Source organism: Acidobacteriota bacterium, assembly GCA_030697165.1.
Classification (GTDB): Bacteria; Acidobacteriota; Vicinamibacteria; order Vicinamibacterales; family UBA2999; genus 12-FULL-67-14b.
Map to the genome: position 1 here is coordinate 1 of JAUYQQ010000011.1, position 23,741 is coordinate 23,741.

A 23,741-nucleotide genomic window follows, 5' to 3' on the forward strand; every position below is an offset into this window, starting at 1 on the left:
CACCGGCGGACGCTGCTGCGGTTTCTGGCAATGGGGGCACCGCGGTAGGGGTGGGCTTGGGGCTTGGGGTTTGGGGCTTGGGGATTGGGGCTTGGGGCTTGGGGCTCACTACAAACTCCGCCCAACTTTTCGCCACACCTCCTTCCCGTCATCCTCGGGCTTGTCCCGAGGACCCATTCCACCGTCGCGCAGCCGGTTGGGGTGGGCGCGATGTATCTGTGACGTGCGTCGCCTTCAGGAGTGTAGCCATTGAACAATGGGTCCTCGGGACAAGCCCGAGGATGACGGACGGGGGAATGACAAGTGAAGGGAAGGGGGAATCCGGCCTCCCCTCCCACTCCCTAATTCCTAAGCCCCAAGCCCCAAGCCCTTTAATCCAAAACGAAGCGCTTGTACTCGAGCGACGGCCGGCCGAAGTTCAGCAGCAGACCCAGCCGGTGCCCGCTGAGTGCGAGGTAGTTCAACACCTGAGCCTGCTCCACCGGACCCGTGAGCGTCGACGCTTTCACCTCGACCACCAGTTCGTCGAAGCACACGAAGTCGATGCGGTGATATCCCGTCAGCCGGCGTTTCTTGTAGACGACCTGGCAGGGCACCTGCTGCGCAAATGGAATGGCGAGTAGTTCAAACTCCACTGCGAGCGCCTCGCAGTAGATCTGCTCGAGCAGGCCGCGATGGAGAATCCTGTGGACCTCCATGGCTGCGCCGATGATTTGGTATGTCCTCGGGTCATGCAATTGATGGATCGACATGCCCCGGGATGTTCACGATCCGTTCCACGCGCCGGTTAGTGGCAATTGCTCGCCAAGAGATGCAGAGCGGACGACCTATTGATGTGAGGGTGGCAGAACTTGAGGCACCGGGAGTTGTGAAGCGCTGTAATTCCTGCAACCCCAGACCCGCGACGCCGGGCTCCGCCCGGCGCACGCTGCGAACAACGAACCCGGGACTCAAGAGAACCGCAGCGGTCGAATCGGGTTCTCTTGATCCCGGGTTCGTCGTTCGCAGCGCGGCCCGGAGGGCCGCCGCGGGTCTGTCAGTCTTGCCGTGAATCTGTGACTAATCGGTGTCTAATCTGTGGCCGTCTTCAATCAGTGGCCGATGGCTGCTGCCAGCCGAGTAATGCCCTCAGTGATCTGTTCGTGGCTGACGCCCGAGAACGCCAGCCGCGCAAATCCGTGGCCCTGGCCGTCCACGAAGAACGAACTGCCGAGCACGAAACTCACCTTCTGCTTCAGGGCGCGTTCGAACAGTTCGCCGTCGTTCACGCCGGCCGGCAATTCAATCCACAGGAAGAAGCCGCCACGCGGCGAGGTCCACGTCACGCGGCCCGCGAGTGATGATTGCAGCGCCTGCTCCATCACGGTGCGCTTGGCCTGGTAGTGCGCGCGAAGACCGGTAGCGATGCGATCGACCACGCCGCGGTCCATGGCGCCGTGCACGATGCGCTGGTCGAACACGCTGCTGCAAATATCGGCGGCCTGCTTCGCCAGTTCCACCTTCTGCGCGATCTCGCGCGGCGCCACCACCCACGCCACGCGCAGCCCGGGCACGAGGACCTTCGAGAAGCTCCCCAGGTAGACGACCCGGCCGTCGGTGTCGTCGGCCTTGATCGGCCGCGTATCGGCGGCCGTTGCCACGTCCTCGAAGTAGATCGAGCCGTACGGATCGTCCTCGAGAATCACCAGGTCGTGCCGGCGCGCCGCCTCGAGCAGCGCCAGCCGCCGGGCGCGGCTCATCAACAGGCCGGCCGGGTTCTGGAAGTTCGGCGTCACGTAGATGAACTTCGCGCGCTGTCCTTTCGCCGTGATCGCGGCGATGGCAGCGTCGAGCGCGGCGAGGTTCATGCCCTCCGCATCCTGCGGCACGCCCGCAAACTCGCCTTGCAGGTTGTGGAACGCCGCGATCGCGCCGCTGTAGGTCGGCAGCTCGACGAGGATGATATCGCCCGGATCGATCAGCACGCGGCCCACCAGATCCAGACCCTGCTGCGAACCCGTGGTGATCACCACGTCTTCGAACGTGCCGCCGATGCCGCGGTCGTGCAGCGTCTTGGCGAGTAATTGCTCAATCAGCGGCCGGTAGCCGCGGGTCGCTCCGTACTGCAGCGTGTTGCCGTCGCGTTTCGCCAGCAGGTCGGCGGTGATCGATTGCAGATCGTCCCAGGGAAAGACCTCGGGCGCAGGGTACCCCGCCGCCAGCGAGATCAACCCGGGCACCGCGGCGCCGAGAATGCCGGTGCGGCGAATCGCCGATTCCTGGAACTGTTGGGCCGCGTGGGATAGATGGCTCATGCGCGCGTCACCTGCTGAAGGCCGTCGGACCGGACCGGCACCGTCGACCCTTGCAGCGTGCGATGCAGGCGCACATAGGTGGCCACGCCGGTCAGGCCGACGAACTGGAAGACGAGCCCGCGCACCAGCCACGCGAAGACCTGCAGCGGCAGCGCCGCCAGGCCGACGAACGGGACGAAGGCAATCAGGCCGAGCGCCGCGGTCGCCAGAATCGAGACGCCAGTCGCCATCAGCATCAGCGCGAGAATCGAAGCCAGAACCTGGCCCATCGCCTTCAGCCGCCGGCGCAGCAACCGCGCCACGTGCGGCACGGCCTCCAGGACGTCGCAATCCTCGGCGGCGATCACGATCTGCAGCAGCAGGTAGACGAAGTTCACCAGCGTGACGGCGAGAATAAGCCCGAGCGAGGCCAGCGTCACGGCCAGCGGGCCGGCGAGGGTCGCCGTAGCCGGCGGGCCGAACACCAGCACCATGTAGCTCCCCGCCAGCAGCGCATAGGCCACCGTCAGCCCGATCCCCAGCCGCAGGTAGCGCGAAAACAGCGAGCGCACGCCGGTCGTAAAGCGTTCCACGTTGGATTGACTCGCCTGCTTCAACGACGACAGGCGCAACGGCGGCTGCTCGATGGGGCCCGCCACCCGGTCTCCGGCCAGCAGCACGGTCACGCTGCCGGCCTTGACCGCGAACATCAGCACCGAACCGCCGCACAACACCAGGCCGAGCGCCGCCAGGAACGCGGCCAGCGCAAACGGCTGCGCCAGCAGCACGCCAACCATGGTCGAAATGATCCGGCTCGGTTCAAGGCGGAGGAGCTCGAACGGATTCCCGCCGACGACCAGCGCCACCAGCACGAGGCCGCCGACGATGGGCACGGCGAGCAGGGTCTTGAACAAGGTGTCGGCCAGGAACTGGACGAGGACCACTTGCCAGTTGGCGGCGGTCACGAGGGCACCGCGCTTCAGGGCGAACTTCAACGAACCGGCTGTGCTGGACAGATCCACATTCTACAATGGCCGTGCCGATGGCCTTCCCTTCCTTCATTGCCCGGAGCGCCCAAAAGCTGGCCCTGGGCGGGGCCGTGGCGGCTTTGGCGATCTGGGTGGCGGCCGAGGTGGTCGAGCGCACCCAGCTCGGGCCCGACCTGGCCACCTCGCGGGCGCGCCTGCAGGCCGAGGTGTCGGGCCAGTTCGCCGCGCTCGGCCGCCGGCTCGACGCCGCAGTCAGCGCCGTCACGCTTGACGCCGAAACGATGGGGATCGCGCAGCAAGGCGACGCCGTCGCGACCCGCCGAGTGTTCGACCAGGCCGCCGCCGGCGTGAAGGTCTCGGGAGACGGGGTCGCGATCACGATCTATGGCGCGCGCAACCAGCCGCTGGGGTGGGTCGGCCGCTCTGAAGATATCCCTGACGCCCGCCTCACCGGCTCGGCGTCGCAGTTTCTCGCGCAGAGCACGCAAGGCCTGCAGCTGGTCCACGTCCAGCCGGTCGTGGACCCCGCCGACCCGGCGCGCCACCTCGGCGCCATCGTCGCCGGGGCACCCCTGTCGCCCGAGGGTCGCGCACCCATGGCCGGCCAGGACTTCTTGCTCGAGACGAGCATTGTGCCCGTGTCGCTGCGCCTCCAGGTCGAGGGCGCGGCCGATGCCGGACCCGATGCGTTCATCATCCGCACCCCGGCCGGCGAACCCCTGGCGGCGGTGCAACTGTCGGACGCGGATCTGGTGGCGTCACGGCAGCGCATTCGCGATCGCCGGAATGCGGCCGAGATCGCGCTGGCGGCTGTGCTGTTGCTGCTGTTCAGCGGGGCCCTGCTCGACTGGCGGCGCTCGACGCGGTCGCTGCGGCTCGCGGCCGCCCTGACGCTGGCCGTGGCCTTGCTAATCATCGGGGCGCGCGCGCTGCTGTGGATCGCCACACGGCGCGTCGGGCTGGCCGAGCCGGCGCTGGTGCCGGCCTCGCTATGGTCGACGACCTCCGGCGTGCTGCTGGCGTCGCCAGTGGACTTTTTGCTCACGGGACTGGCGGCGTTGGGCCTGATGGCGCTGGCGACGTCGACCTTCGCCTTGTGGCGCGTGGCCCATCGGCCCGGCATTGGCGTGGTTGTCGTCGATCGGCCGGTGCTCGCGTGGTTCTTTCTCGCGGTGCAGGTGATGGCCGGCGCCGCGGTGACCGCGCTGGTGGTGTCCTATGCGGCGTTCTTGCGGACGCACGTCTCGCAGGTGACGGTCGATATCCTGCGCTTCGCCATCGAGCCGCGCGACTGGGCCCGTCTGCTGGTGGTCGTCGGCCTGCTTGCCTTGAACGCCGCGGTCATTGGTACCGCCGTGCTGGTCCTGCGGGCCGCCTCGTCGCCGTGGGTGTTTGCGACCTCGCCCCGGGCATGGCGGTGGCGCGGAGGCGTGGCGTGGCTGGTGCCCGCCGCGATCCTGGCGTGGCCCGGGCTGACCGACACCTATGCCCCGCTCGCGCCGACGCTGCTGGCGATCCTGTTCACCGCCGCGGCGGCGCTGACCCTCCACCAGTTGGCGCCGGCGCTGCCGCGAGGGTCTCGCGCGCGCCGTCTGTTGGTCGCGCTGCTGGCGCTGGTGCTGCCCTCAGTGGTGCTGTATCCGTCCCTCGTCGACGCCGCCGAACGCGCGCGCCGTCAGCTCGTGGCCGAGCGCTACGCGCCGGAGGTGCTCAACCAACGCTCCGATCTGCGACTTAAGCTGTCGCAGGCGCTGGCTGAGATCGATCGCATCGAGGCGCTGGATGCGTTCGTCGAAGTGAGCGACGCGCCGCCAGTGGGGCCGCCCCCCACCGGTGCGGCGTTCCACGTGTGGTCGCAGACCAGCCTCGCCAGCCAGCGGCTGACGTCGAGCGTGGAGTTGCACAACCGCGACGGCGCCATGGTGAGCCGGTTCGCGCTGAACCTGCCAGATAACGCGCAGGGCCAGCCGTGGAACGAGACCTCGTGTGAATGGGAGATGCTCGAGGAGGTCTCGCCGTTTTTCTCCGAGGAGCGCCGGCTGCTGCATGCCGGCCGGGCGATCTGTGCCGCCGACGGCACGGGCCGTCGCGTGGTGGCCGGCTCGGTGGTGGTCCACTCGATGTTGGACTACTCGAACCTGTCGTTCATCACCGCGCAAAACCCCTACGCCGCGCTGATGCGATCGGGCCAGCCGGCCCCGGAACCGCGGCCGCGGGCCGAGGTCGAGATGTACGTCTACGGCTGGAGCCGGCGCGTGATGTACAGCTCGGTGGAGGCGCCGCCGCCGCTGACCGAGGATGTGTTTCGACGGGCCTACGAGTCCAGGGAGCCGTTCTGGACCACCATCACGCGCGGCTCCGCGCCGCTCGAGGTGTACGTGATGAGCGATCGCGCGGCCATCTACGTGCTGGGCACCGCCGACCCCACCGCCTTTGGCCACGTCGTCACCATCGCCGAACTGGTCGCGCTGGCGTTCGCCGTGTTCGTGCTGGTGCTGCTCGGTGCGGCGCTGGCGAACTTTCTGCTGTCGCGGGCGCCGGCGACCGGCCGGGCCCTGCTGGCCGAGGTGCGCGCCAGTTTCTACCAGAAGCTGTTCCTGGCGTTTGTGCTGTCGGCCGTGATCCCCGTGTTGGCGCTGGCCCTCGTGTCGCGCGCCTACATGGCGCAGCTGATGTTCGCCGACATTGAGAGCGAGGCCACCCGGCTGGCCAACGTCGCCAGCCGCGTGGTCGAGGACGTCGGCGTGCAGATCGGCCAGTCGGCCGTCGACGACAACATCATCGTGTGGCTGAGCCGCGTGATCGCGCAGGACGTCAACATCTTCGAAGGCGCCGAACTGCTGGCGTCGAGCGAGCGCGACCTGTTTGCCTCGGGCCTGCTGCCGACGCGCACGCCGGATGAAGTGTTTCGCGCCATCCTGCTCGATGGCCAGCCGTCGTTCGTCGGCCGCGAGATGGCCGGCGGCCTCGAGTACCTGACGGCCGCCACGCCGGTCAGGATTCCGGGCGGACGGCAGGCGGTCCTGACGGTGCCCCTTACCTCGCGGCAGCAGGAAACGCAGGCGCAGATCGAGGAGCTCGATCGCCGCGTGTTGCTCGCCGCGGTGTTGTTCATCATGCTGGGCGCCGGCATCGGTTACTACATGGCGGAACGCATTGCCGATCCGGTCAACCGGCTGATGCGCGCGACGCGGCGCATCGCCAGGGGCGATCTCGACGCGCGGGTGCTGGCGACATCGGCTGACGAACTGCGGCGGCTGGTGGAAGCGTTCAACCAGATGGCCGCCGATCTGCAGCGCCAGCGGCAGGAACTGGAACGGACCAACCGGCTGGCGGCGTGGGCCGACATGGCGCGGCAGGTGGCGCACGACATCAAGAACCCGCTGACGCCAATCCAGTTGAATGCCGAGCACCTGCGACGAGTCCACCTGGACCAGGGCAAGCCCCTGGGCAGCGTGATCGACGACTGCGTCGGCAACATCCTGGGCCAGGTCCGGTTGCTGCGGCAGCTCTCGTCCGAGTTCTCGAGCTTTGCGTCGGCGCCAGAGCCGAACCCGGTGGCGACCAACCTCTCTGAGTTGGTGGCCGAGATTATCGATCCGTACCGCTCAGGCCTGGCGGGACGCGTGACCATTGAGACGCACGTGCCGGCGCAACTGCCGCCGCTGCGCGTGGACCGCATGCTGGTGGGCCGCGCCCTGACCAACGTGATCGAGAACGCGCTGCACGCCATGCCCGGTGGCGGCGAACTGACGATTGCCGCCGCCCTCGCGCCAGACCGGATGGCGCAGCTGCGCATCACCGACACCGGCATCGGGATGGACGCCGACGCGCTGGCGCGGATCTTCGAACCGTATTTCTCGACGAAGGCAATCGGGACGGGCCTCGGCCTGACGATTGCCAAGCGCAACACCGAGGCGAACGGCGGGACGATCCGCGTGGACTCAGAACGCGGCCGCGGCACCAGCGTCACGCTCACGCTGCCGCTCGCCTGACGGACGTGGCGTGCTACAAGCCTAATGTCGAGAACTCGCGTGAGCCTCGAAATACCGTGGCGATTTCCACGGCACTCGGGCCACGCCGATAGACGATGCGGAAGCTGCCAGAGACGACTTCGCGAAGATCTGGCGACTGTCGTTCGGGCACGATACGTCCAGAATCTGGAAACTGTCGAAGGCGCTCAACGGCGGTGACTAGACGACGGACAGTCAGATCCGCCCAGGCTGGCGAGTCGGCCTCAATGAAGGTGCGAATCTCTTCGAGGTCGGCGACCGACCGCGGAGACCAGATGATATCGGTCACAGGCCAAGACGGCGCTTGACCTCTTCGTGGGGAATACCTTCGCCCCGGTCGAGTTGCCCCAGTCCCTCCTCGATTTTCGCAAGAAACACGAGGCGTTCGATCGCGTCATCAACTGAGGCATCCTCGGGCAGTTCACGAATCGCCTCGATCATCCGCTCGCGCGTTATGCGGTGTGCCATCAGGCCGATTCTACTCCTGTTAGCCCTTAGGGACAGCCTCGACCAGCAGCCCAACGGCGCGGCGCGTGGCCGGGCCGGCGGCTGGTCCGCCTTTGTAGTGGCCCAGCCGCACGATCGCCAATTGGTGCGATGGAATGATCAGCACCTGCTGGCCGCCCACGCCGGACATGAAATACATGTCCCTGGGCGCGGGCCAGGCACCGTCACCGTTCACCCAGAACAGCCCACCGTACTGCGGGCGATTGTCCGCGACCCACGCCGGCGCAAGCGTGCCGACGAACCTCGCATACCCTTCGGGGAGGATCCGCTCGCCATTCCAGACGCCATCCTGCAGGTAGAGGTTTGCGATCCGCGCCCAGTCGCGTCCTGACGCGGACTCGTACCCGTGCGTGAGGAAGTTGCCGTACGGATCCGTGTCGAGGACGAAGGTCCGAATCCCCAGTTTGTCGAAGAGTGCGCGCTGTGGCCACGAGTGATAATCCTCGCCGCGCTGTTCAACCGCCATTCGCACCAGATAGTTGGTCAAGACCGGGTCGGTATTGCGGTAGCGGCCCACGGTTGCGGGCGGCCACTGCTGCGGCCGCGTCGCGGCGTACTTGAACGAATCAATCGAGCCAGTGTAGTAGTAGAGGTGATCAGGGTACGGGCCGCTTGCGTCGTAGTCCGGGTCCTGTGGCGCGAGGATGCGCAGGCCGCTCGACATATTCAGGATGTCGCGGATGCGGATCTTCTGCCGCGGATCGCCGGCCGCTTGCCACTCGGGAATCGGCGCCGGCTGGTCGAGCGTGTAGACGCCCTGCTTGATGAGGATCCCCATCAGGGTGCCGCTCAGGCTTTTGCCCATCGACCAGCTCTCGAGCGCGGTCGTCGGCGTGATGTTCTCGCCATAACGCTCGGCGATGATCCGACCCTGGTAGGTGACGACGAAGGCACCGGTCATGGCCGCCGGGTCGAATGCAGCCGCGACTGCCTCTTGCACTTTGGCCATGTCCACGCCCACGGGCGCCGGACCGGCCGGCACCAGGTCGCCCATGGGCCACGGCGTAGTCTTCGGGTCGGACCCCTTCGGGGTGACGATGGATGGCGTGAAGAAGACGTCGGTCTTCCCAATCGGCAGTGTCACGCACCCCTGGCTGGCGACGTGCTTCGCCACCCGAACCGTCCCGTTCGGCATCGTCACCTCGACGGTCTGCGCCTGGCGATCGATCTTCGGTGTTCCGAGCGTGGCGCGCACTTCATAGGGCGCCGTGAAGTAGCCGACGTTCTCCGCGGCAAAGGCCGGGTCGAGCCCGGTGACAAAGACCGCAGTGCACATGATCTTTGCGTAGCCCGATGCGTCGTGCGCGACCCTCTCGCCAGGTGGCGGCACGTATGTGGTGGGCAATTCGAGAGATTTGCCGCGGGCGAGCACCGCCCGCCTGGCGGCCTCCCGGTCCTGAGCCCCGAGCCCGACGGCGACGAGTCCGAAGACGAGAACACTGGCGGCGAGTGCTGACCTGGTCATGCCGCAGGACTATACCCCGAAGCCAATCGGCCACGAGGGCGTACTAGGGATGGCTCCGATTTTCGCCTGTGACGCGGGCCGCGTGGCTCTGCGGCGCTTCGGGTTGCGCCGGCTCGGCACTTCGGCCCTTGAGTTTGCTCATCAACGTCCCGACGAAGCCCGAAGCGAAGTACGAGTACGCGATGACGATCAGCACTTGGTGCGGATAGGTGATCAGCAGACCGATGAAGGCCGCAAACACCAGGAGCAGGCGGTAGCCGCCGGGCATGCCCAAGTCAAAGGTCTTGAAGCTCTGGAATTTGATGGTGCTGATCATCAGCAGCGCCGGCACCGTCAGCATCACCATGCCCAGCCACGCCCATGGCTTGGCCGCCAGGCCCTCTGGGAAATAGAAGATGGTGGCCGCCACCAGGCCGGCCGCGGCCGGGCTCGGCAAGCCAATGAAGTAGCGCTTGTCGGTGTTGGTCTGGATGTTGAACCGTGCGAGTCGCAGCGCCGCCGCGGTCAGGTAGACGAAGCCCACGGCCCAGCCCAGGCGGCCGAGGGGCACCAGGCCCCACTGAAACGCCAACACCGCCGGCGCCATGCCGAACGAGATCAAGTCAGCGAGCGAGTCGAGCTGAACGCCGAAGTCGCTGGTGGTGCCGGTCATGCGGGCAATGCGGCCGTCGAGCATGTCGAGGACCACGGCCACGCCGATGAACGGCGCGGCGGTCGCAAACTCTCCGCGCATGGCGTGCACGACGCACGCCCAGCCGCAGAACAGGTTGGCGAGGGTGAACAGGCTGGGCAGCAGCGACACGCCGCGGCGCAACGCGCGTCGATCGTGGCCGCCGCGATTGAAGGCGTGCAGCTTCAGGGGGGATCCGTGCCGCGATTCCACTTTACGACTCCAGCGTTGCGATCGTTGTCTCACCGGCGACGACCTTCTCGCCCACTTTCACGCGAATCGTCGCCGAAAGCGGCAGAAACAAATCCATGCGTGAACCGAACTTCATGACGCCGTAGCGTTGACCGGCCGCGACGCGGTCGCCCACCTGCAAGCGGCAGACAATGCGCCGCGCCAGCACCCCGACAATTTGCCGCGCGACGATTGGACCGCCCGGACGATCGAACCAGACCTCGGTCCATTCGTTCAACTGCCCGGCTTCCTTGCGAAAGGCCGGCAGGAACTGGCCGGGATGGTATTCCACGCGCGTCACGATCCCGGCCACCGGGGTCCGGTTGACGTGCACGTCGAGCGGCGACAGGAACATGCTGACCACCTGCCACTCGCCCTGCGGCGCCCCGGGCCAGACGCGCTCGCCTGCCGCCATGATCCGGGCATCGGCCGGCGAGACCACCAGGTTATCGGCCGTGGGGACGTTACGGTTGGGGTCGCGGAAGAAAAAGACGAAAAAGGCGGCAAGGATGAGAAAGGGCACTGACCACGAACGCCCGAACCACAGGCCTGCGAGGAGCGCCACCAGCAAGGCCGCGCCAATGAAGGGCAGGCCGGCCCGATCGATAAACATCCTCTTGATAATAAGACGCCGGGCGGGTTTTCCCGAAACTATCGGAACGCCGCCCGGCGTCGAGGGTCTTAGACCGACAGCGGGTGCGCGGTCGTGCCGTGTTGCCGCAGGATGGCTTCCATGCGGTCTTTAAGATGAAGTTTGCGTTTTTTGAGACTGATCTCTTCGACTTGCTCTTGGTCCGACAGGTAGACCTTGCTTTCGAGTTCGTGCAGGCGATCGTCGAGTGTGTGGTGCGTGAAGGCCAACTCGCGATATTCCGGGTTGGTCTCGAGGAGCCGATGTTTCAAGTCCTCAGCCATCTTCTCCGCCTCCCTTCCGGGGTCGGTGCGGGAACGCTGCCGCCCCTATGAACTGGACTCTACCACCACGGAAATACGATTAAAAGGGCACCAGGTGTCTTTCTTTATCTCGCGACGTGGCCAACCAGCACCAGGGCATCCTCTACCGGCTTGGTGTAATAGTCTCGCCGCACCCCAACCTCGACAAAGCCGGCCTTGGCATACAGCCGCAGCGCCGGGGTATTCGACCGGCGGACCTCCAGGGTGGCGCGTTCGACACCCATCCCTGCCGCCTCAGCCATGACCGCGGTCAGCAACCGCGTGGCCAGCCCCTGGCCGCGGCTATCGGGCCTGACCGCCAGGTTGTTGATGTGAATTTGATCGGCCACCCGCCAAAAGGCGCAGAACGCGGCCACCGGACACGCCTCCGTGCGCAACAGGTAGATGTGGCACACCTCGGGGCGCTTCAACTCTTCCTCGTACCAGTCGCGCGTGGTCGGGTTGTTGAACGAGGCGTCCTCGATGGCGAGCACCTCGTCCAGGTCGGCGGCGGTCGCCAGCCGCTCGACGATCATGGTTGCTCCCGCCGCTCGCGCTCGATTTCGACATCCGGACGGCGCACGTAGATGGGCGTGAGCTGGTGTGGCAATCCCGCCTCGCCGCGCGCGGCGCGCATGCCGGCCAGGCGCGCCAGTGCCGGCGCCAGTGGCGGTGGCGTGCGCGTGGTCCACTGCCCCGCCCCGGCCGCGGCAATCAGCGCGGCATCGCGCGAGGTGGCGTCGCCAATGAAGACCGCGGCGCGGCCCTCGAGGTGCACCCGCCATGCCAGCAGCACGGCCGCGGGGTCACCGGCGAGCGGTGACTCGAGCGTGCGCCCGGTGGTGGGGTCGAGCAGCATGGCGAAGACCTCGCCGCGTTGCGCATCCATCCACGGCGCCACCAGGTCCGCGCCCTCCACCTCCGCGGCCAGTGCGTCCAGGGCTGAAATGCCGATGACGGCCCGGTTGAGCGTCATGGCCAGGCCCTGCATCACGGCGAGGCCAATGCGCAGGCCGGTAAAGGCGCCGGGGCCGGTGGCGACCGCCAGCAGGCCGATGTCGCCGCGCTGCAGGCCGGCCTGATCCAGCGCGGCCTCGATCTCGCCGGGCAGGCGCTCGCTGTGCGAACGGGTGGCATCGCCCGGCACGAGCGCCAGAAGCTCCGCGTCGCGGGTCACAGCCACGCTGCCGCCGCGCGTGCTGGTATCCAGGGCGAGAATGAACATCGGGTCCCATGGAGTGTAGCTCGGTCGCCCAGAAGGGCCGTTGCGAAGCCACGGCCTCAAAGTGCTGGCTGAGCAAGTTGACCGGCCGATCAAACCAAGTTGAGACGCTCCATTGAGGCTGCTGCCATCGTATACTCGACCACACGCCTTTTTCGAACCGCGACCGTGTCCCAACCACCATCTCACGTATCCGCGGTGCCGCCTACCGGTGCGCAGCTGACGCCGGCCATGCGGCAGTACTTCGATGCCAAGCGCCAGTACCGGCATGCCCTGGTGTTCTTCCGCATGGGCGATTTCTACGAGATGTTCTACGAGGACGCCCTGGTCGCCTCGCGGGCGCTCGACTTGACGCTGACGTCGCGGTCGAAAGACTCCGCTGGCACGCCCGTGCCCATGTGCGGCCTGCCGTACCATGCCGCCGACGGTTACATCGCGCGGCTGGTGAAGAAGGGCTACAGCGTCGCGATCTGCGAGCAGATTGAGGACCCGAAGAAGGCCAAGGGCGTGGTCAAGCGCGATGTCGTGCGCGTGGTCTCACCTGGCACGCTCACTGATTCGGCCTACCTCGAGGCGCGCGAGCCCGCCTTCCTGATGTCGATCGTCGCCATAAAGACTGCTGCCGGGCATCCGGCGGAGTACGGCGTGGCGCTGGTTGACCTGTCGACCGGCGAGTTCGACGTCGCCGAGTACTCCGGTCCGGATGGCCTCGCCTCGTTACGCGCCGAAGTCGCGGTGCTGCGGCCTCGCGAGATCGTCGTCTCCTCGGGCGCCGATGCGCGGGCGTTGCTGCCAGAGATTGACCAGCAGGCGGTGCCGGTCACCGAGATCGACGGCTGGCATTTCGAGCTGGAATCGGCGCGGCAGACGCTGATCGAGCAACTGCGCGTCGGTGGTCTCGAGGGCTTCGGCCTCGAACGCCGGCAGGCGGCGGTGTGTGCCGGCGGCGCGCTGGTCCGTTATCTGCGCGACACCCAGAAGGCCGACCTGGCCCACGTGCGTTCCGTGCGGTTGCGCCAGGCGGTTGACGGACTGTTGATCGATCCGACCACCTTGAAGCATCTGGAAGTGGTCGAATCCATGGAAGGCGGCCGCGCCGGCTCGCTGCTGGACGAGATCGATCGCACCGTCACGCCGATGGGCGGCCGGCTGTTGCGCGGCTGGCTGCTGCGGCCGCTCACGGCGCTCGAACCGATCCGCGACCGGCTCGACGCGGTCGAGGAGCTGGCCGTCAGAACCACCGAGCGCGGCAAGCTGCGCGAAACGCTCAAATCCATTCTCGACATGGAGCGGCTGGTCTCGCGGATCGCGCTGTCAACCGCCAGCCCGCGCGACCTGGTCGCGCTCGGCCGCTCCCTGGCGGCGGTCCCCCGTCTCGCGTTGATGCTGACGGAATGCCGTGCGCCGCTCGTGCGGAGCCTCGTCGGCGAGCTCGACGACTTGAGCGATGTGCGCCAGTGGGTCGAGGCCGCGATCATGGACGAACCGCCGGCGCTCGCTCGCGAAGGCGGCTTCGTGCGCGACGGGTTCGACCCGGTCGTCGACGAGTTACGCACCATCAGCCGTTCCGGCAAGCAGGTGATTGCCGAAATGGAAGAGGGCGAGCGCACCCGCACCGGCATCAGTTCGCTCAAGGTCCGCTTCAACCGTGTGTTCGGGTACTACATTGAAATCACCAAGTCGAACCTGGGTTCGGTACCGGCCGACTACATCCGCAAGCAGACCATTGCCGGCGGCGAACGTTACATCACGCCGGCGCTGAAAGAGTACGAAGAGAAGATCCTCGGCGCCGACGAGCGGATCGTGACGCGCGAGCTGGAGATCTTCGAGACGCTGCGGCAGCGCGTGGCAGCCGAAGCGCCGCGCGTGCTCGACACCGCCCGCGCGGTGGCCGGCCTCGACGTGCTGTCGGCGCTGGCCGAAACGGCCACCGTCTGCAACTACACCAAGCCCCACGTCCACGATGGCGACGAGATGGTGGCAGTTGACGTGCGGCATCCGGTGGTCGAACGGCTGGCCGCCGGCGCCTTTGTGCCGAACGACATCACGTTGAACGGCACGACGCATCAACTCGTGATCCTGACCGGCCCGAACATGGGCGGCAAGTCCACCTACCTGCGGCAGGTCGCCCTGCTCTGCCTGATGGCGCAGACCGGTTCATTCGTTCCGGCGCGCGAGGCCAAGCTGGCGTTAATCGACCGCCTGTACGCCCGGGTCGGCGCCTCAGACAACATTGCCCGGGGCCAGTCCACGTTCATGGTGGAAATGCAGGAGACGTCGCACATCCTGAGCGGCGCCACGTCGAAGAGCCTCGTGGTGCTCGACGAGATTGGCCGCGGCACCGCGACTTTCGACGGCCTCAGCATCGCCTGGGCGGTGGCCGAGTTCATGGCGACCAACGAGCGCGCGCGGCCCAAGACCCTGTTTGCAACCCACTACCACGAGCTCACCGACCTGGCCGACGCCATGCCTGGGGTCGTGAACGCGCACGTCACGGCGCGCGAGTGGAAAGACGACATCATCTTCCTGCACAAGATCCTGCCGGGACGCTCGGATCGCAGTTACGGCATCCAGGTCGCGCGACTGGCCGGCCTGCCGGCCACGGTGATTGCGCGTGCCCGCGACATCCTGGCCTCGCTCGAACACGACGAACTGGCGCGCGGCGGCAAGCCGTCGCTGAGCGGCGTGCCGGTCGTGCCCCAGCAGCAACTCGGGCTGTTCCAGGCAACCTCGCCGGCCGACGAGAAGCTGCGCGAACGGCTCCGCGAGGTCGACATCAATCGCACGACGCCGATCGATGCGCTCCAAATTCTGCAAGACCTGAAGAAGTCCCTCGACGACTAGCCGGTGATGAATGCCTTGCACGGAAGCACGGAAGCACGGAACCACGAAGCTCTCTCGGTCATGAGAGGCCGAAGTCTCGTGGTTCGGTGTTTCCGTGTTGCCATGTGGAGCATTGGCAGCATCACACTCGCCGCGCTGCTGTCAGCCTGCACGCCGGCGCCGCCGGCCAACCGCATCGTCACGCTCGCCGTGCTCAGCTCGCCGAACAGCCTCGATCCGCGCGTGGGCTCTGACGAAACCTCGCAGCGCGCTCACCAGCTGCTGTACGACAATCTGCTCGCACTCGATGAGCAGCTCAAGGTCACGGGCGGCCTGGCGTCGAGCTGGCAGCAGGTCGATCCCCTTACCTACGACGTGGTCCTGCGGCAGGGCGTGCTGTTTCACGACGGCCACGAACTAACGGCCGAGGACGTGGTCTACACCTTCAGCTCGTTCATCGATCCCGCGTTCATCTCGCCCCGCAGGGGCGCCTATCGGGTGCTCGACAAGGTGACGGCGCTCGATCGCTACACGGCCCGTTTCTCGTTGAAGGAGCCGTTTGGGTCGTTTCCCATCCAACTAGTAATGCCGGTTGTGCCGAAGGACGCGGGCCCGGGACTGCGGGACCGCCCGGTCGGCACTGGGCCGTACCAGTTCGTCAGCTTTGCCGTTGACGACAACCTGGAGCTCGCCGCCTTCCCGCAGTACTTCCGCGGCGCGCCGGCCAACGACGGCGTGGTGCTGAAGGTCGTGCCCGACGAGATCATGCGGGCGCTCGAACTGCGCAAGGGCACGGTGGACCTGGTGGTGAACGACCTGTCGCCGGATGTGGTCCACCAGCTGGCGACCGACCCGGGCATGTCGGTGGCTGAGTCCCCCGGCACCGATTACGCCTACGTCGGCTTCAACATGCGCGATCCCGTCTTGAGCGATCGCCGGGTTCGACACGCCATTGGCTATGCGATCGATCGCCAGGCCATCGTCGATCACTTGCGCCGCGGACTGGCGACCCCGGCCATCGGCATCCTGCCGCCGGTGTCGTGGGCGTTCGAGCCGAACGTGTTCCAGTTCACGCACGATGTCGCGAAGGCGAAGGTGCTGCTGGACGAGGCCGGCTATCCTGACCCCGACGGCGACGGCCCGGCGCCGCGCCTGCGGTTGACGCTCAAGGTCTCGACCAACGAGTTCATCCGGCTGCAGGCCGCGGTGATCCAGCAGGACCTGAAGCAGGCCGGCATCGACCTCGACGTCCGGTCGTACGAGTTCGCGACGCTCTATGCCGACGTGCTCAAGGGCAACTTTCAGATGTTCACGCTGCAGTGGGTGGGCGTCTCCGATCCCGATATGTTGCGGCGCGTGTTCCACTCGAAGCAGATGCCGCCATCGGGGTTCAATCGCGGGTACTACGAGAATGCTGACGTGGATCGCCTGATCGACGAAGCCGCGGCCGCGACGACAGATGATGAGCGGCGGCGGTTGTTCGGGGCGGCCCAGCGCCTGGTGGCAGAAGATGCGCCGTACATCAGCCTCTGGAACAAGACCAACGTCGCGGTGTCCCGTACAGGAATCGAGGGCGTCAAGCTGACGCCCTCGGCGGACTTCACGTTCTTGCGGAAAGTGACGAAGCGCTAGCTCTTCAGCCTGTCGAGTTCGGTCTTGGCGTCAGCCGCCAGCGGCGAATCGGCGTGCTTCTCGACCACCTGCGTCAGCGTGTTGCGCGCCTCTGCGGTCTTCCCCGCCAGCTGGTACGCGCGGGCCAATTCCATCAGCACGGCATCGACCGGCAGGTTGGTGTTGGCCTGCTCTGAGGTTTCCTTGAGCGTGGCAATGGCGGGGTCGAACTGCCCGGCGCGCAGCTGTGCTTCGGCCTTGCCGAGGCGCGACATGCGCTGGACGAGACCGCTGCCGCCGGCAATCACCTGGTCGTACTGCGTGATGGCTTCGGCAAAGCGGCCGAGCGCCACCAGGTTCGCAGCCGCGTGATAGCGCGCCGTCAGTCCCGAGTCGGTTGACGGGTAGGCGTCGGCGGCGGCCAGGAACTTGGGCAGCGCGGCTTCGAGCTTGGCCTGCTGCGTCGGATAGGTGCCGGGCGCCTGCCCGGGCATCAGCGTCGGGTCGGTGCTCGTACCGGCCGGTGGGCCCGGCGGCATCACGCGCGCCTCTTCGATCACCATGGCCTCGGCCAGCAGCGTGCGGGCCTTGTTGTCGGTGCTGCGGCTCCACGCGGTGTAGCCGGCAATGCCGACGCCGATGACGATGAGGAGGACCACGATGCCCAGGAGGGTCCGCTGGTTCTTCTCGACCCAGGCCTGCGCGCTGCCGAGCGCCAGGGCCAGTTCGTTGTCTTTCAGGTGATGCCGTTCGGTTGTTTTCATAAACTCTTTCCAATTATCGGTCCACCTTCGCGTGGCCTGCCATCGAAGTTGGCTTGCCAACCGTAGCTCGGGTTCGGACCCGCTGGTCCACCGTCGCTGGCTCGAAAGGCTCGCCAGCTATGGTGGACAACCTCCGCCTGAACCTGAGCGGAGGTTGGTGCGCCTGACAGGAATTGAACCTGTGACCCCCGGTTTAGGAAACCAGTGCTCTATCCAACTGAGCTACAGGCGCCTGTAGAGTCCGGCTTCAGCCGGACTAGTAATGCAATACAGAATAAACCGGCTCCCCCGCCAATTTGTCTCGACCCTTCAAAAAGTCCAGCTCGATCAGGAACGCCGCGCCAATGATCTTGGCGCCCGTCTTCTTGACGAGGTCGAGCGCCGCGCGCGCGGTGCCGCCGGTGGCCAGCACGTCGTCCACGATCAGGATGCGCTGCGGGTGGCCGCACGCATCCTGGTGGATCTCGAGGGCGTCGGTGCCGTACTCCAGGCTGTAGCTTTCCTGGTGCGTCGCGGCCGGGAGCTTCCCGGGCTTGCGAATGGGCACGAAGCCGCAACCCAGGGTGACGGCGACGGCCGCGCCGAGGATGAAGCCGCGGCTCTCGATGCCGACCACCTGGTCGATGTCTTCACCCATGTACGGAGCGGCGAGCGCATCGATGGTGTCGCGAAAGCCCTGCGGGTCGCACAGCAGCGTGGTGATGTCGTAGAACAGGATGCCCGGCTTCGGAAAGTCGGGCACGTGTCGAATCTTCGCCTTCAGGTGATCCATGAGTCCCTATCGCTATCTAATCTCAAACCCTACGTGGAGCCCGGTTGGCTCGACGCCGTCCACCAGCACGCGTTCGACGCGTGATCGGCTGGGACCGCGGCGCAACACCCGCTCGAATCGGTCCAGCGCCTCGGCCTCGCCTTCCGCCACCGCTTCCACGGTGCCGTCGGGGTGATTGGTCACGTGGCCGCTCAACCCCTCGCGCCGCGCCGCATCCTGGGTGAAGTACCGGAACCCGACGCCCTGGACGTGTCCACTCAGCAGGAACTTCCGGGCGACGCGCATCCCCCCATTCTAGCCCAGCGCAGTGATCACAGGAGATCAGGAGATCAAGAGTGACTCCTGACCTCTAAACCTCCTGTTCTCACCTAGGGCTTGGTGATCGGCATCGTCGGTGGCGCCGGCTTGGCCTTCGGGTCGACCGCTTCGACCTTCTCGCGCCGCAGCGCCGCGTTCAGGCGCGGCAACTCAACGGCCAGCGTCTGCTGCATCTTCTTCAGCTGCGCATCGAGCTGTGCCGACAGCTCGTTGAACACCTCAACGCTCTGGTCGGTGGGCTTGTTGTCGGCGCTCTCGATCACGCCGGCCAGCGCCGCGATCTTGTTGTTCAGCTTGATCGGGTAGTTCAGCGGATCCTGGCCGCTGCGGTTGCGCACCTGGTACGCCTCCTCCTCCACCTGCGCGAGCGGCTGCAACAGGCCGTCGGCCAGCTTCTGGATCTCCACCTTGCGGCGGCCGGTCACCTTCTGCAGGCGCTGGTTGACCTGGTCGCGGATGTTGCGGATGTCGATCACCGCCTGGTTGGCTTCGCTGACCTTGTCGCGGACGCGCCGCGACAGGGTGAACTGTTCGGCCAGGTCGGCTTCGCTGATGCCGGCCGCCACCAGCCGCGGATCCAGCGTGATGTTGAAGTCGCGCGACTTGGTCTCGCCATTGGCGGTAATGCGCACGGTGTAACGTCCGGTGGGCGCCGCCGGGCCGCGCTGCGGTTGCGCCGCCCACATGATCATGCCGGGAAACACCGTCGAGCCTTCGTAGCGCATGTCCCACGAGAAGCGGTTGATCCCCTTGGCGGTGGCAACGCGCGGGGGGGCGCCGCCGCCAAACGGGTTGTCTGGAGCCGGCGCCTCGGCCGCCTTCGGCGTGCCCGAGAAGCTGCGCAACACCGCGCCCTGGGCGTCGAGGAACTCGATCTTCACCTCGGTCGCCTCCTGGTTGAGGAAGTAGTCGAACGAGACATTGCGATCGCGCCCGCGCATGGGGTGGATCGGTTCGAACAGGTGCAGCGCGCTGCTGGTCAGCTCGGGGGTGGCCTGCCGTAACACGCCGATGTTGTCGAGGATGTAGAAGCCGCGGCCATGCGTCCCGATCACCAGGTCGCGATCTTCGACGACGATGCCGTGGATGGGCGTGACCGGCAGATTGAGCTTCAGCGACTGCCATGACCCGCCGTCGTTGAACGAGATGTAGACGCCGTGCTCGGTGCCCAAATACAGCAGGCCCTTGCGCTTCGGATCTTCGCGGATGACGCGCGCGAAGTCGGTGTCGGGAATGCCGGTCGTGATTTTCTGCCAGCTCTTGCCGAAGTCCGCGGTCTTGTAGACGTACGGCTTGCGGTCGCCCATCTGGTAGCGATTGCCCGCGAGGTAGGCGACGCCGTTCTGGTGCGGCGAGGCGTCGATCAGGCTGATGCGCGTGAACTCCGGAAGATCAGGCGGCGTAATGCGCTCCCAGTTCTTGCCGCCGTCCTGCGTCACATGCACCCAGCCATCATCCGACCCGGTCCAAATGGTGTTGGCGTCCTGGCGCGACGGCGCCACGGTGAAGATGACGGCGTAGGTTTCGACGCCGGTCTGGTCCTTGGTGATCGGGCCGCCCGACGCCTGCATGGTCTTGGGGTCGGAGCGCGCGAGATTGGGGCTGATCTTCTCCCAGTTCTGGCCGCCCGTGGTGGTGCGGTAAAGGTGCTGCGACGAGGCGTAGAGGACCTTGGGATCGACCGGCGAGAAGACGATCGGGAACGTCCACTGAAACCGCTCCTTGATGTCGATCGACGACCAGCCCATCGGGTTGTCGGGATAAATGTGGATGGCGCGCTGTTGGCCCAGTTCGCGATCGAGCCGGCTCAGGTAGCCGCCGTAGCTGCCGGCGTAGAACACCGACAGGTCGTTCGGGTCGGGGGCGATGTAACCGCTTTCGCCGCCGCCCACCGCGTAGAAGATCGGCGGCAGGCTGCCCTCGCCCGCGCCCGGGCTGGCCTGGCTGCCGACGCACGCCGTGCTGTTGTCCTGTTGCGCGCCGCACACGTGATACGGCACGTGCCTGGTCGTGAAGACGTTGTAGAACTGCCCGGTGGGAATATCCTGCCCGGTCCACGTCTGGCCGCCGTTGAAGCTGACGTTGGCCGCGCCGTCGTTGGACTGAACCATGCGTTTGTTGTCGGTGGACGAGATCCACAGGTCGTGGTTGTCGCCGTGGGGCACGCGGATCGTCGACAGCGTCTTGCCGCCGTCGGTGGACTTGAAGAATTGCACGTTCAACAGGTAGACCGTGTCCTTGTCGACCGGGTCGGCGTTGACGCGGGTGTAGTAGAACGCGCGCTGCCGGATGTTGCGGTTGTCGTTGATCATCTTCCACGTCGCGCCGGCATCGTCCGACACGTAGAGGCCGCCGGCCGCTTCGTGCTCGATGATGGTGTAGACCCGGTTGCCGTCAGCGCCCGAGACCGAGACACCGACCTTGCCCCAGAGGCCCGTCGGCAGGCCGGGGTTCTTGGTGATCTCGGTCCAGGTGTCGCCGGCGTCGGTGGACTTGAACAGGCCGCTGCCAGGACCGCCGCTCGACATGCTCCAGGGCGTGCGGTTGGCCTCCCACATGCCGGCAAAAATCACGTTCGGGTTCTTCGGATCGATCGACAGATCCACGCCGCCGGTCTTCTCGTCGCGGAACAGCGTGCGGCGCCAGGTCTTGCCGCCGTCGGTGGACTTGAAGATGCCGCGCTGTGGATGCTCGTTGTAGACCTGCCCGAGGACCGCCGCGTAGACCACGTCACAGTTGGTCGGGTGCACGCGCAGCCGCGCAATCGCCTGCGAGTCGCGCAGGTCGGTGAGGTGGTCCCACTTCACGCCGCCATCCGAGGTCTTGTAGACGCCGTCGCCCTGGATGATGTTGCCGCGGAACTGGGTTTCGCCGCCGCCGATGTAGACGACATCGGGGTTCGAATTGCAGACCGCGAGGGAGCCAATGGAGGAGGTGTTGATCTTGCCGTCGGTCATCGGCGCCCAGTTGGTGCCGCCGTCGGTGGTCTTCCAGGCACCGCCGCCGGTGGCGCCGAACCAGTATTCGAGCGGGCGGGCATCGCTGCCGGCGGTGGCGATCGAGCGCCCGCCGCGCGCGGGGCCGATACTGCGCCACTGCATGCCGCTGTAGAGCGACGGGTCGGGCACGCTCGCCGACTGTGCGTTCAGTGACGGCGTCACGGACAGGGCTCCGGCGAGGCCAGCCGCGGCGAGGAATCCAAGGATCAGCGGGGTACGAAACGGTTTCATGGTTGGGACTCCCAGGGCTTCAGCGTCGAGTGAAACAGGAGCCTATTGTACGCCTACTTGCGCGCCAGCACGACCAGGCCGACCGCGTTCAGGCACAGGATGCGCAGCCGCCGCACCAGCGCCAGCGTGACGCCGGCGGCCGGGCCAATGCCGATGGCCTGCGCGACGGCGCCCGAGCCGGCTTCATCGATCCCCAATCGATACGGGATGAACTTGAAGGCAATGGTGACGAAGCGCCCGGCGCTCTCGAGCAGGAAGGCGTCGACCAGCGTCACCGTGCCGGCGGTCGGCAACAGGCGGAGCACCAGCCACACCTCGGCGACCGCGGCCACGTGAAACGCCACTTCCCACGCGGCCACGTGCGCGAGTCGGCCAAACGGCCAGCTCAGGACGCCGTAGATGCGGGCCTCGACTTCACGAATCGCCTCGGCCGGAACCGCCGTTCGTCCCGCCAGCCGGGTAATCAGCGGCGCGAACCGTGTCAAGAGGGCCGGCTGTGAGCGCGCCAGCCACACGCCAACGACCGCGGCCACGGCGATGGTGCCGACAATGACTTCGGCGATCTGCTCCAGCGCCGGTGGCAGGCCGGCGCGCTGGAAGAAGAACCACGTGCCGGCCAGCAACACGACGGCCACCGACGCCGTGTAGAAGGCGTTCTCGATCGTGACCGAAGCGACGCTGGTGACGGTGGAAATGCGCGACCGCGTCAGGATGATCTTGGTGGGCTCGCTGGCGAGCAGTCCGAGCGGCGTGAGGTTGCCGAGCGCATCGGCCGCGATCATCGCGCTGAACGTATCGCGAAAGCGCAGTTCAGAATCGTTCGCGCACACCAGCCACGCGCGGGCACGGCAGGCCATGCGGGTGGCGCCGAGGATCAGCACCAGGATGAACCACCAGCCGACGCTGGTGATGCCCGACACCACCTCGGCCCACCCCACCCGGCGGATGGTGAACACGAGCAGGCCGACGCCGACGAGGGCGACCAGGATGTTGAGCAGGGAGAACTTCGGACGCATCAGGGCCAGACGTGAAGACTACAGCTTCTGGGCGTCGCGCAGGCGGCCGAGATCGCGATCACAGGTGCCGAGTGGCACATGTCCGGCCTTGCGTGCCAGCTCGAGCAGCAAGGCATCGGAAAAGCCGACCGCCGGCTTCGCCGTAAAGGTCTGGAGCGCCGACTCGATCACGTCGGGGTCCTGAAGCGTCAGCCGTTCGTGGTCGAGAAGCATCCGCACCGAGGTGCCGAGTTCCGCCGGGGACATGTCATACACGGAGGTCAAGACCCACGAGGCTTCGGCGAGCGCCAACACGGAGACCCACGCCCCGTTGGCGACGAAGGCATCCGCGGCCGCGGCCTGGCGCGGATCGTCGCGGGTGATCATGCGGACGAGGACGTTGGTATCAACCGCGCGCATGGCGGGTTCGCATCCGCTTGGCAATACCCTGCTTCATCTCGGCCACCGAACGCCGCTTGGGCGGGCCTTCGGGAAACAACACCTTGTGGATGTCCTCGGACGAGTATTGGCCCTTCCGCCGAACGACAATCTGCTCGCCGTCCGCATCCCACTCGATCACCGAGCCTGGCGCGAGGCCCAGTCGTCTCCGGACTTCGGCAGGCACCGAGATTTGACCTTGCGCTGTCAGCTTGGATTGGGCGAGAGCCATACTGCATATTACCACGGTAATGCACTATCGATGCGCGCGGGTGCCGCACAGCGGGAACAGCCGCAGATTGAACCCCGCTGACTGAAGGGCCGGCCCGTTCGGAGAGTCGGCGTCAAATCTGCGGCTGGAGGGTCTTGGCGGCCTGCCGAATTTCTCTCGGAGCAGCGGCCGGGCGAATCCCCTCGCAGCGGCCAACCCCACGAAGCCCTGAGCGCAGCGAAGGGCGAGCCTAACGAAGTCCCGAGCGAAGCCGAA

At 66.6% G+C, this 23,741-nt stretch carries 20 protein-coding genes and 1 tRNA gene; 3 read left to right on the forward strand and 18 right to left on the reverse strand.

The window, feature by feature from the left end:
• Nucleotides 1-371: 371 nt before the first annotated feature.
• The 3 genes from Q8T13_11390 to Q8T13_11400 all read right to left on the reverse strand — a co-directional run bounded on the left by Q8T13_11390 (nucleotide 372) and on the right by Q8T13_11400 (nucleotide 3,295).
• Nucleotides 372-752: a GxxExxY protein gene (locus Q8T13_11390; GenBank protein ID MDP3718359.1), complete on the reverse strand. Its 381-nt coding sequence runs from the start codon at nucleotides 750-752 to the stop codon at nucleotides 372-374.
• Between the two features lie 339 nt (nucleotides 753-1,091).
• A complete protein-coding gene (locus Q8T13_11395) occupies nucleotides 1,092-2,294 on the reverse strand; it encodes a PLP-dependent aminotransferase family protein (protein MDP3718360.1) in 1,203 nt (400 codons plus the stop codon).
• Nucleotides 2,291-3,295: a hypothetical protein gene (locus tag Q8T13_11400; protein ID MDP3718361.1), complete on the reverse strand. Its 1,005-nt coding sequence runs from the start codon at nucleotides 3,293-3,295 to the stop codon at nucleotides 2,291-2,293. The genes Q8T13_11395 and Q8T13_11400 overlap by 4 nt, the downstream gene beginning before the upstream one ends.
• A gap of 20 nt (nucleotides 3,296-3,315) precedes the next feature.
• Between Q8T13_11400 and Q8T13_11405 the strand changes: the two genes are divergently transcribed.
• On the forward strand, nucleotides 3,316-7,257 hold the full coding sequence (locus tag Q8T13_11405) for a HAMP domain-containing sensor histidine kinase (GenBank protein MDP3718362.1): 3,942 nt from the start codon (nucleotides 3,316-3,318) through the stop codon (nucleotides 7,255-7,257).
• Between the two features lie 303 nt (nucleotides 7,258-7,560).
• Here the strand turns inward: Q8T13_11405 and Q8T13_11410 are convergent, their stop codons facing one another.
• From Q8T13_11410 to tsaB, 7 genes are all read right to left on the reverse strand, one after another.
• On the reverse strand, nucleotides 7,561-7,743 hold the full coding sequence (locus Q8T13_11410) for a hypothetical protein (protein ID MDP3718363.1): 183 nt from the start codon (nucleotides 7,741-7,743) through the stop codon (nucleotides 7,561-7,563).
• 19 nt (nucleotides 7,744-7,762) lie between these two features.
• Nucleotides 7,763-9,247 (reverse strand): serine hydrolase, encoded by a 1,485-nt coding sequence (locus tag Q8T13_11415; GenBank protein ID MDP3718364.1) that lies wholly within the window; start codon nucleotides 9,245-9,247, stop codon nucleotides 7,763-7,765.
• A 43-nt stretch (nucleotides 9,248-9,290) separates the two neighbouring features.
• A complete protein-coding gene (pssA, locus tag Q8T13_11420; GenBank protein ID MDP3718365.1) occupies nucleotides 9,291-10,130 on the reverse strand; it encodes a CDP-diacylglycerol--serine O-phosphatidyltransferase in 840 nt (279 codons plus the stop codon).
• 1 nt (nucleotide 10,131) lies between these two features.
• The gene (locus Q8T13_11425; protein ID MDP3718366.1) at nucleotides 10,132-10,761 is read right to left on the reverse strand and encodes a phosphatidylserine decarboxylase; all 630 of its coding nucleotides are present in this window, start codon (nucleotides 10,759-10,761) and stop codon (nucleotides 10,132-10,134) included.
• 68 nt (nucleotides 10,762-10,829) lie between these two features.
• Nucleotides 10,830-11,063 carry a YdcH family protein gene (locus Q8T13_11430; GenBank protein ID MDP3718367.1) on the reverse strand — a complete coding sequence of 78 codons (234 nt, stop codon included), beginning with the start codon at nucleotides 11,061-11,063 and terminating at the stop codon, nucleotides 10,830-10,832.
• A gap of 104 nt (nucleotides 11,064-11,167) precedes the next feature.
• The gene (gene rimI / locus Q8T13_11435) at nucleotides 11,168-11,617 is read right to left on the reverse strand and encodes a ribosomal protein S18-alanine N-acetyltransferase (protein ID MDP3718368.1); all 450 of its coding nucleotides are present in this window, start codon (nucleotides 11,615-11,617) and stop codon (nucleotides 11,168-11,170) included.
• The gene (gene tsaB, locus Q8T13_11440) at nucleotides 11,614-12,306 is read right to left on the reverse strand and encodes a tRNA (adenosine(37)-N6)-threonylcarbamoyltransferase complex dimerization subunit type 1 TsaB (GenBank protein ID MDP3718369.1); all 693 of its coding nucleotides are present in this window, start codon (nucleotides 12,304-12,306) and stop codon (nucleotides 11,614-11,616) included. The genes rimI and tsaB overlap by 4 nt, the downstream gene beginning before the upstream one ends.
• A 195-nt stretch (nucleotides 12,307-12,501) precedes the next feature.
• On the opposite strand from tsaB, the gene mutS reads away from it, so the two are divergent.
• Entirely contained in the window at nucleotides 12,502-15,147 is a 2,646-nt protein-coding gene (gene mutS / locus Q8T13_11445) for a DNA mismatch repair protein MutS (GenBank protein ID MDP3718370.1), read from the forward strand.
• Between the two features lie 102 nt (nucleotides 15,148-15,249).
• Nucleotides 15,250-16,758: an ABC transporter substrate-binding protein gene (locus tag Q8T13_11450; protein MDP3718371.1), complete on the forward strand. Its 1,509-nt coding sequence runs from the start codon at nucleotides 15,250-15,252 to the stop codon at nucleotides 16,756-16,758.
• On the opposite strand, the gene Q8T13_11455 is transcribed toward Q8T13_11450, so the two are convergent.
• From Q8T13_11455 to Q8T13_11490, 8 genes are all read right to left on the reverse strand, one after another.
• On the reverse strand, nucleotides 16,755-17,501 hold the full coding sequence (locus tag Q8T13_11455) for a tetratricopeptide repeat protein (GenBank protein MDP3718372.1): 747 nt from the start codon (nucleotides 17,499-17,501) through the stop codon (nucleotides 16,755-16,757). The genes Q8T13_11450 and Q8T13_11455 overlap by 4 nt on opposite strands.
• 155 nt (nucleotides 17,502-17,656) lie before the next feature.
• A tRNA-Arg gene (locus Q8T13_11460) sits at nucleotides 17,657-17,733 on the reverse strand.
• 24 nt (nucleotides 17,734-17,757) lie between these two features.
• Complete coding sequence (locus Q8T13_11465) at nucleotides 17,758-18,273, reverse strand: adenine phosphoribosyltransferase (protein ID MDP3718373.1); 516 nt, start codon at nucleotides 18,271-18,273, stop codon at nucleotides 17,758-17,760.
• Nucleotides 18,274-18,285: 12 nt separating this feature from the next.
• Nucleotides 18,286-18,558 (reverse strand): acylphosphatase, encoded by a 273-nt coding sequence (locus Q8T13_11470; protein ID MDP3718374.1) that lies wholly within the window; start codon nucleotides 18,556-18,558, stop codon nucleotides 18,286-18,288.
• A gap of 83 nt (nucleotides 18,559-18,641) precedes the next feature.
• A complete protein-coding gene (locus Q8T13_11475; protein MDP3718375.1) occupies nucleotides 18,642-21,821 on the reverse strand; it encodes a glycosyl hydrolase in 3,180 nt (1,059 codons plus the stop codon).
• A 53-nt stretch (nucleotides 21,822-21,874) separates the two neighbouring features.
• The gene (locus tag Q8T13_11480) at nucleotides 21,875-22,837 is read right to left on the reverse strand and encodes a lysylphosphatidylglycerol synthase transmembrane domain-containing protein (protein MDP3718376.1); all 963 of its coding nucleotides are present in this window, start codon (nucleotides 22,835-22,837) and stop codon (nucleotides 21,875-21,877) included.
• Nucleotides 22,838-22,855: 18 nt separating this feature from the next.
• Entirely contained in the window at nucleotides 22,856-23,236 is a 381-nt protein-coding gene (locus tag Q8T13_11485; protein MDP3718377.1) for a PIN domain-containing protein, read from the reverse strand.
• A complete protein-coding gene (locus Q8T13_11490; GenBank protein ID MDP3718378.1) occupies nucleotides 23,223-23,486 on the reverse strand; it encodes an AbrB/MazE/SpoVT family DNA-binding domain-containing protein in 264 nt (87 codons plus the stop codon). Before Q8T13_11490 ends, Q8T13_11485 begins: the two co-directional genes overlap by 14 nt.
• Nucleotides 23,487-23,741 lie beyond the last annotated feature (255 nt).

Excerpts from the sequence above, each read along its gene's own strand:
- Q8T13_11395 (MDP3718360.1), bottom strand. The coding sequence starts at position 2,294 with ATGAGCCATCTATCCCACGCGGCCCAACAGTTCCAGGAATCGGCGATT.
- Q8T13_11480 (MDP3718376.1), bottom strand. The coding sequence starts at position 22,837 with ATGCGTCCGAAGTTCTCCCTGCTCAACATCCTGGTCGCCCTCGTCGGC.
- tsaB (MDP3718369.1), bottom strand. The coding sequence starts at position 12,306 with ATGTTCATTCTCGCCCTGGATACCAGCACGCGCGGCGGCAGCGTGGCT.
- Q8T13_11465 (MDP3718373.1), bottom strand. The coding sequence starts at position 18,273 with ATGGATCACCTGAAGGCGAAGATTCGACACGTGCCCGACTTTCCGAAG.
- Q8T13_11425 (MDP3718366.1), bottom strand. The coding sequence starts at position 10,761 with ATGTTTATCGATCGGGCCGGCCTGCCCTTCATTGGCGCGGCCTTGCTG.
- rimI (MDP3718368.1), bottom strand. The coding sequence starts at position 11,617 with ATGATCGTCGAGCGGCTGGCGACCGCCGCCGACCTGGACGAGGTGCTC.
- Q8T13_11390 (MDP3718359.1), bottom strand. The coding sequence starts at position 752 with ATGTCGATCCATCAATTGCATGACCCGAGGACATACCAAATCATCGGC.
- Q8T13_11430 (MDP3718367.1), bottom strand. The coding sequence starts at position 11,063 with ATGGCTGAGGACTTGAAACATCGGCTCCTCGAGACCAACCCGGAATAT.
- Q8T13_11450 (MDP3718371.1), top strand. The coding sequence starts at position 15,250 with ATGTGGAGCATTGGCAGCATCACACTCGCCGCGCTGCTGTCAGCCTGC.
- Q8T13_11405 (MDP3718362.1), top strand. The coding sequence starts at position 3,316 with ATGGCCTTCCCTTCCTTCATTGCCCGGAGCGCCCAAAAGCTGGCCCTG.
- Q8T13_11485 (MDP3718377.1), bottom strand. The coding sequence starts at position 23,236 with ATGCGCGCGGTTGATACCAACGTCCTCGTCCGCATGATCACCCGCGAC.
- Q8T13_11415 (MDP3718364.1), bottom strand. The coding sequence starts at position 9,247 with ATGACCAGGTCAGCACTCGCCGCCAGTGTTCTCGTCTTCGGACTCGTC.
- Q8T13_11475 (MDP3718375.1), bottom strand. The coding sequence starts at position 21,821 with ATGAAACCGTTTCGTACCCCGCTGATCCTTGGATTCCTCGCCGCGGCT.
- Q8T13_11490 (MDP3718378.1), bottom strand. The coding sequence starts at position 23,486 with ATGGCTCTCGCCCAATCCAAGCTGACAGCGCAAGGTCAAATCTCGGTG.
- Q8T13_11455 (MDP3718372.1), bottom strand. The coding sequence starts at position 17,501 with ATGAAAACAACCGAACGGCATCACCTGAAAGACAACGAACTGGCCCTG.
- Q8T13_11470 (MDP3718374.1), bottom strand. The coding sequence starts at position 18,558 with ATGCGCGTCGCCCGGAAGTTCCTGCTGAGTGGACACGTCCAGGGCGTC.
- Q8T13_11410 (MDP3718363.1), bottom strand. The coding sequence starts at position 7,743 with ATGGCACACCGCATAACGCGCGAGCGGATGATCGAGGCGATTCGTGAA.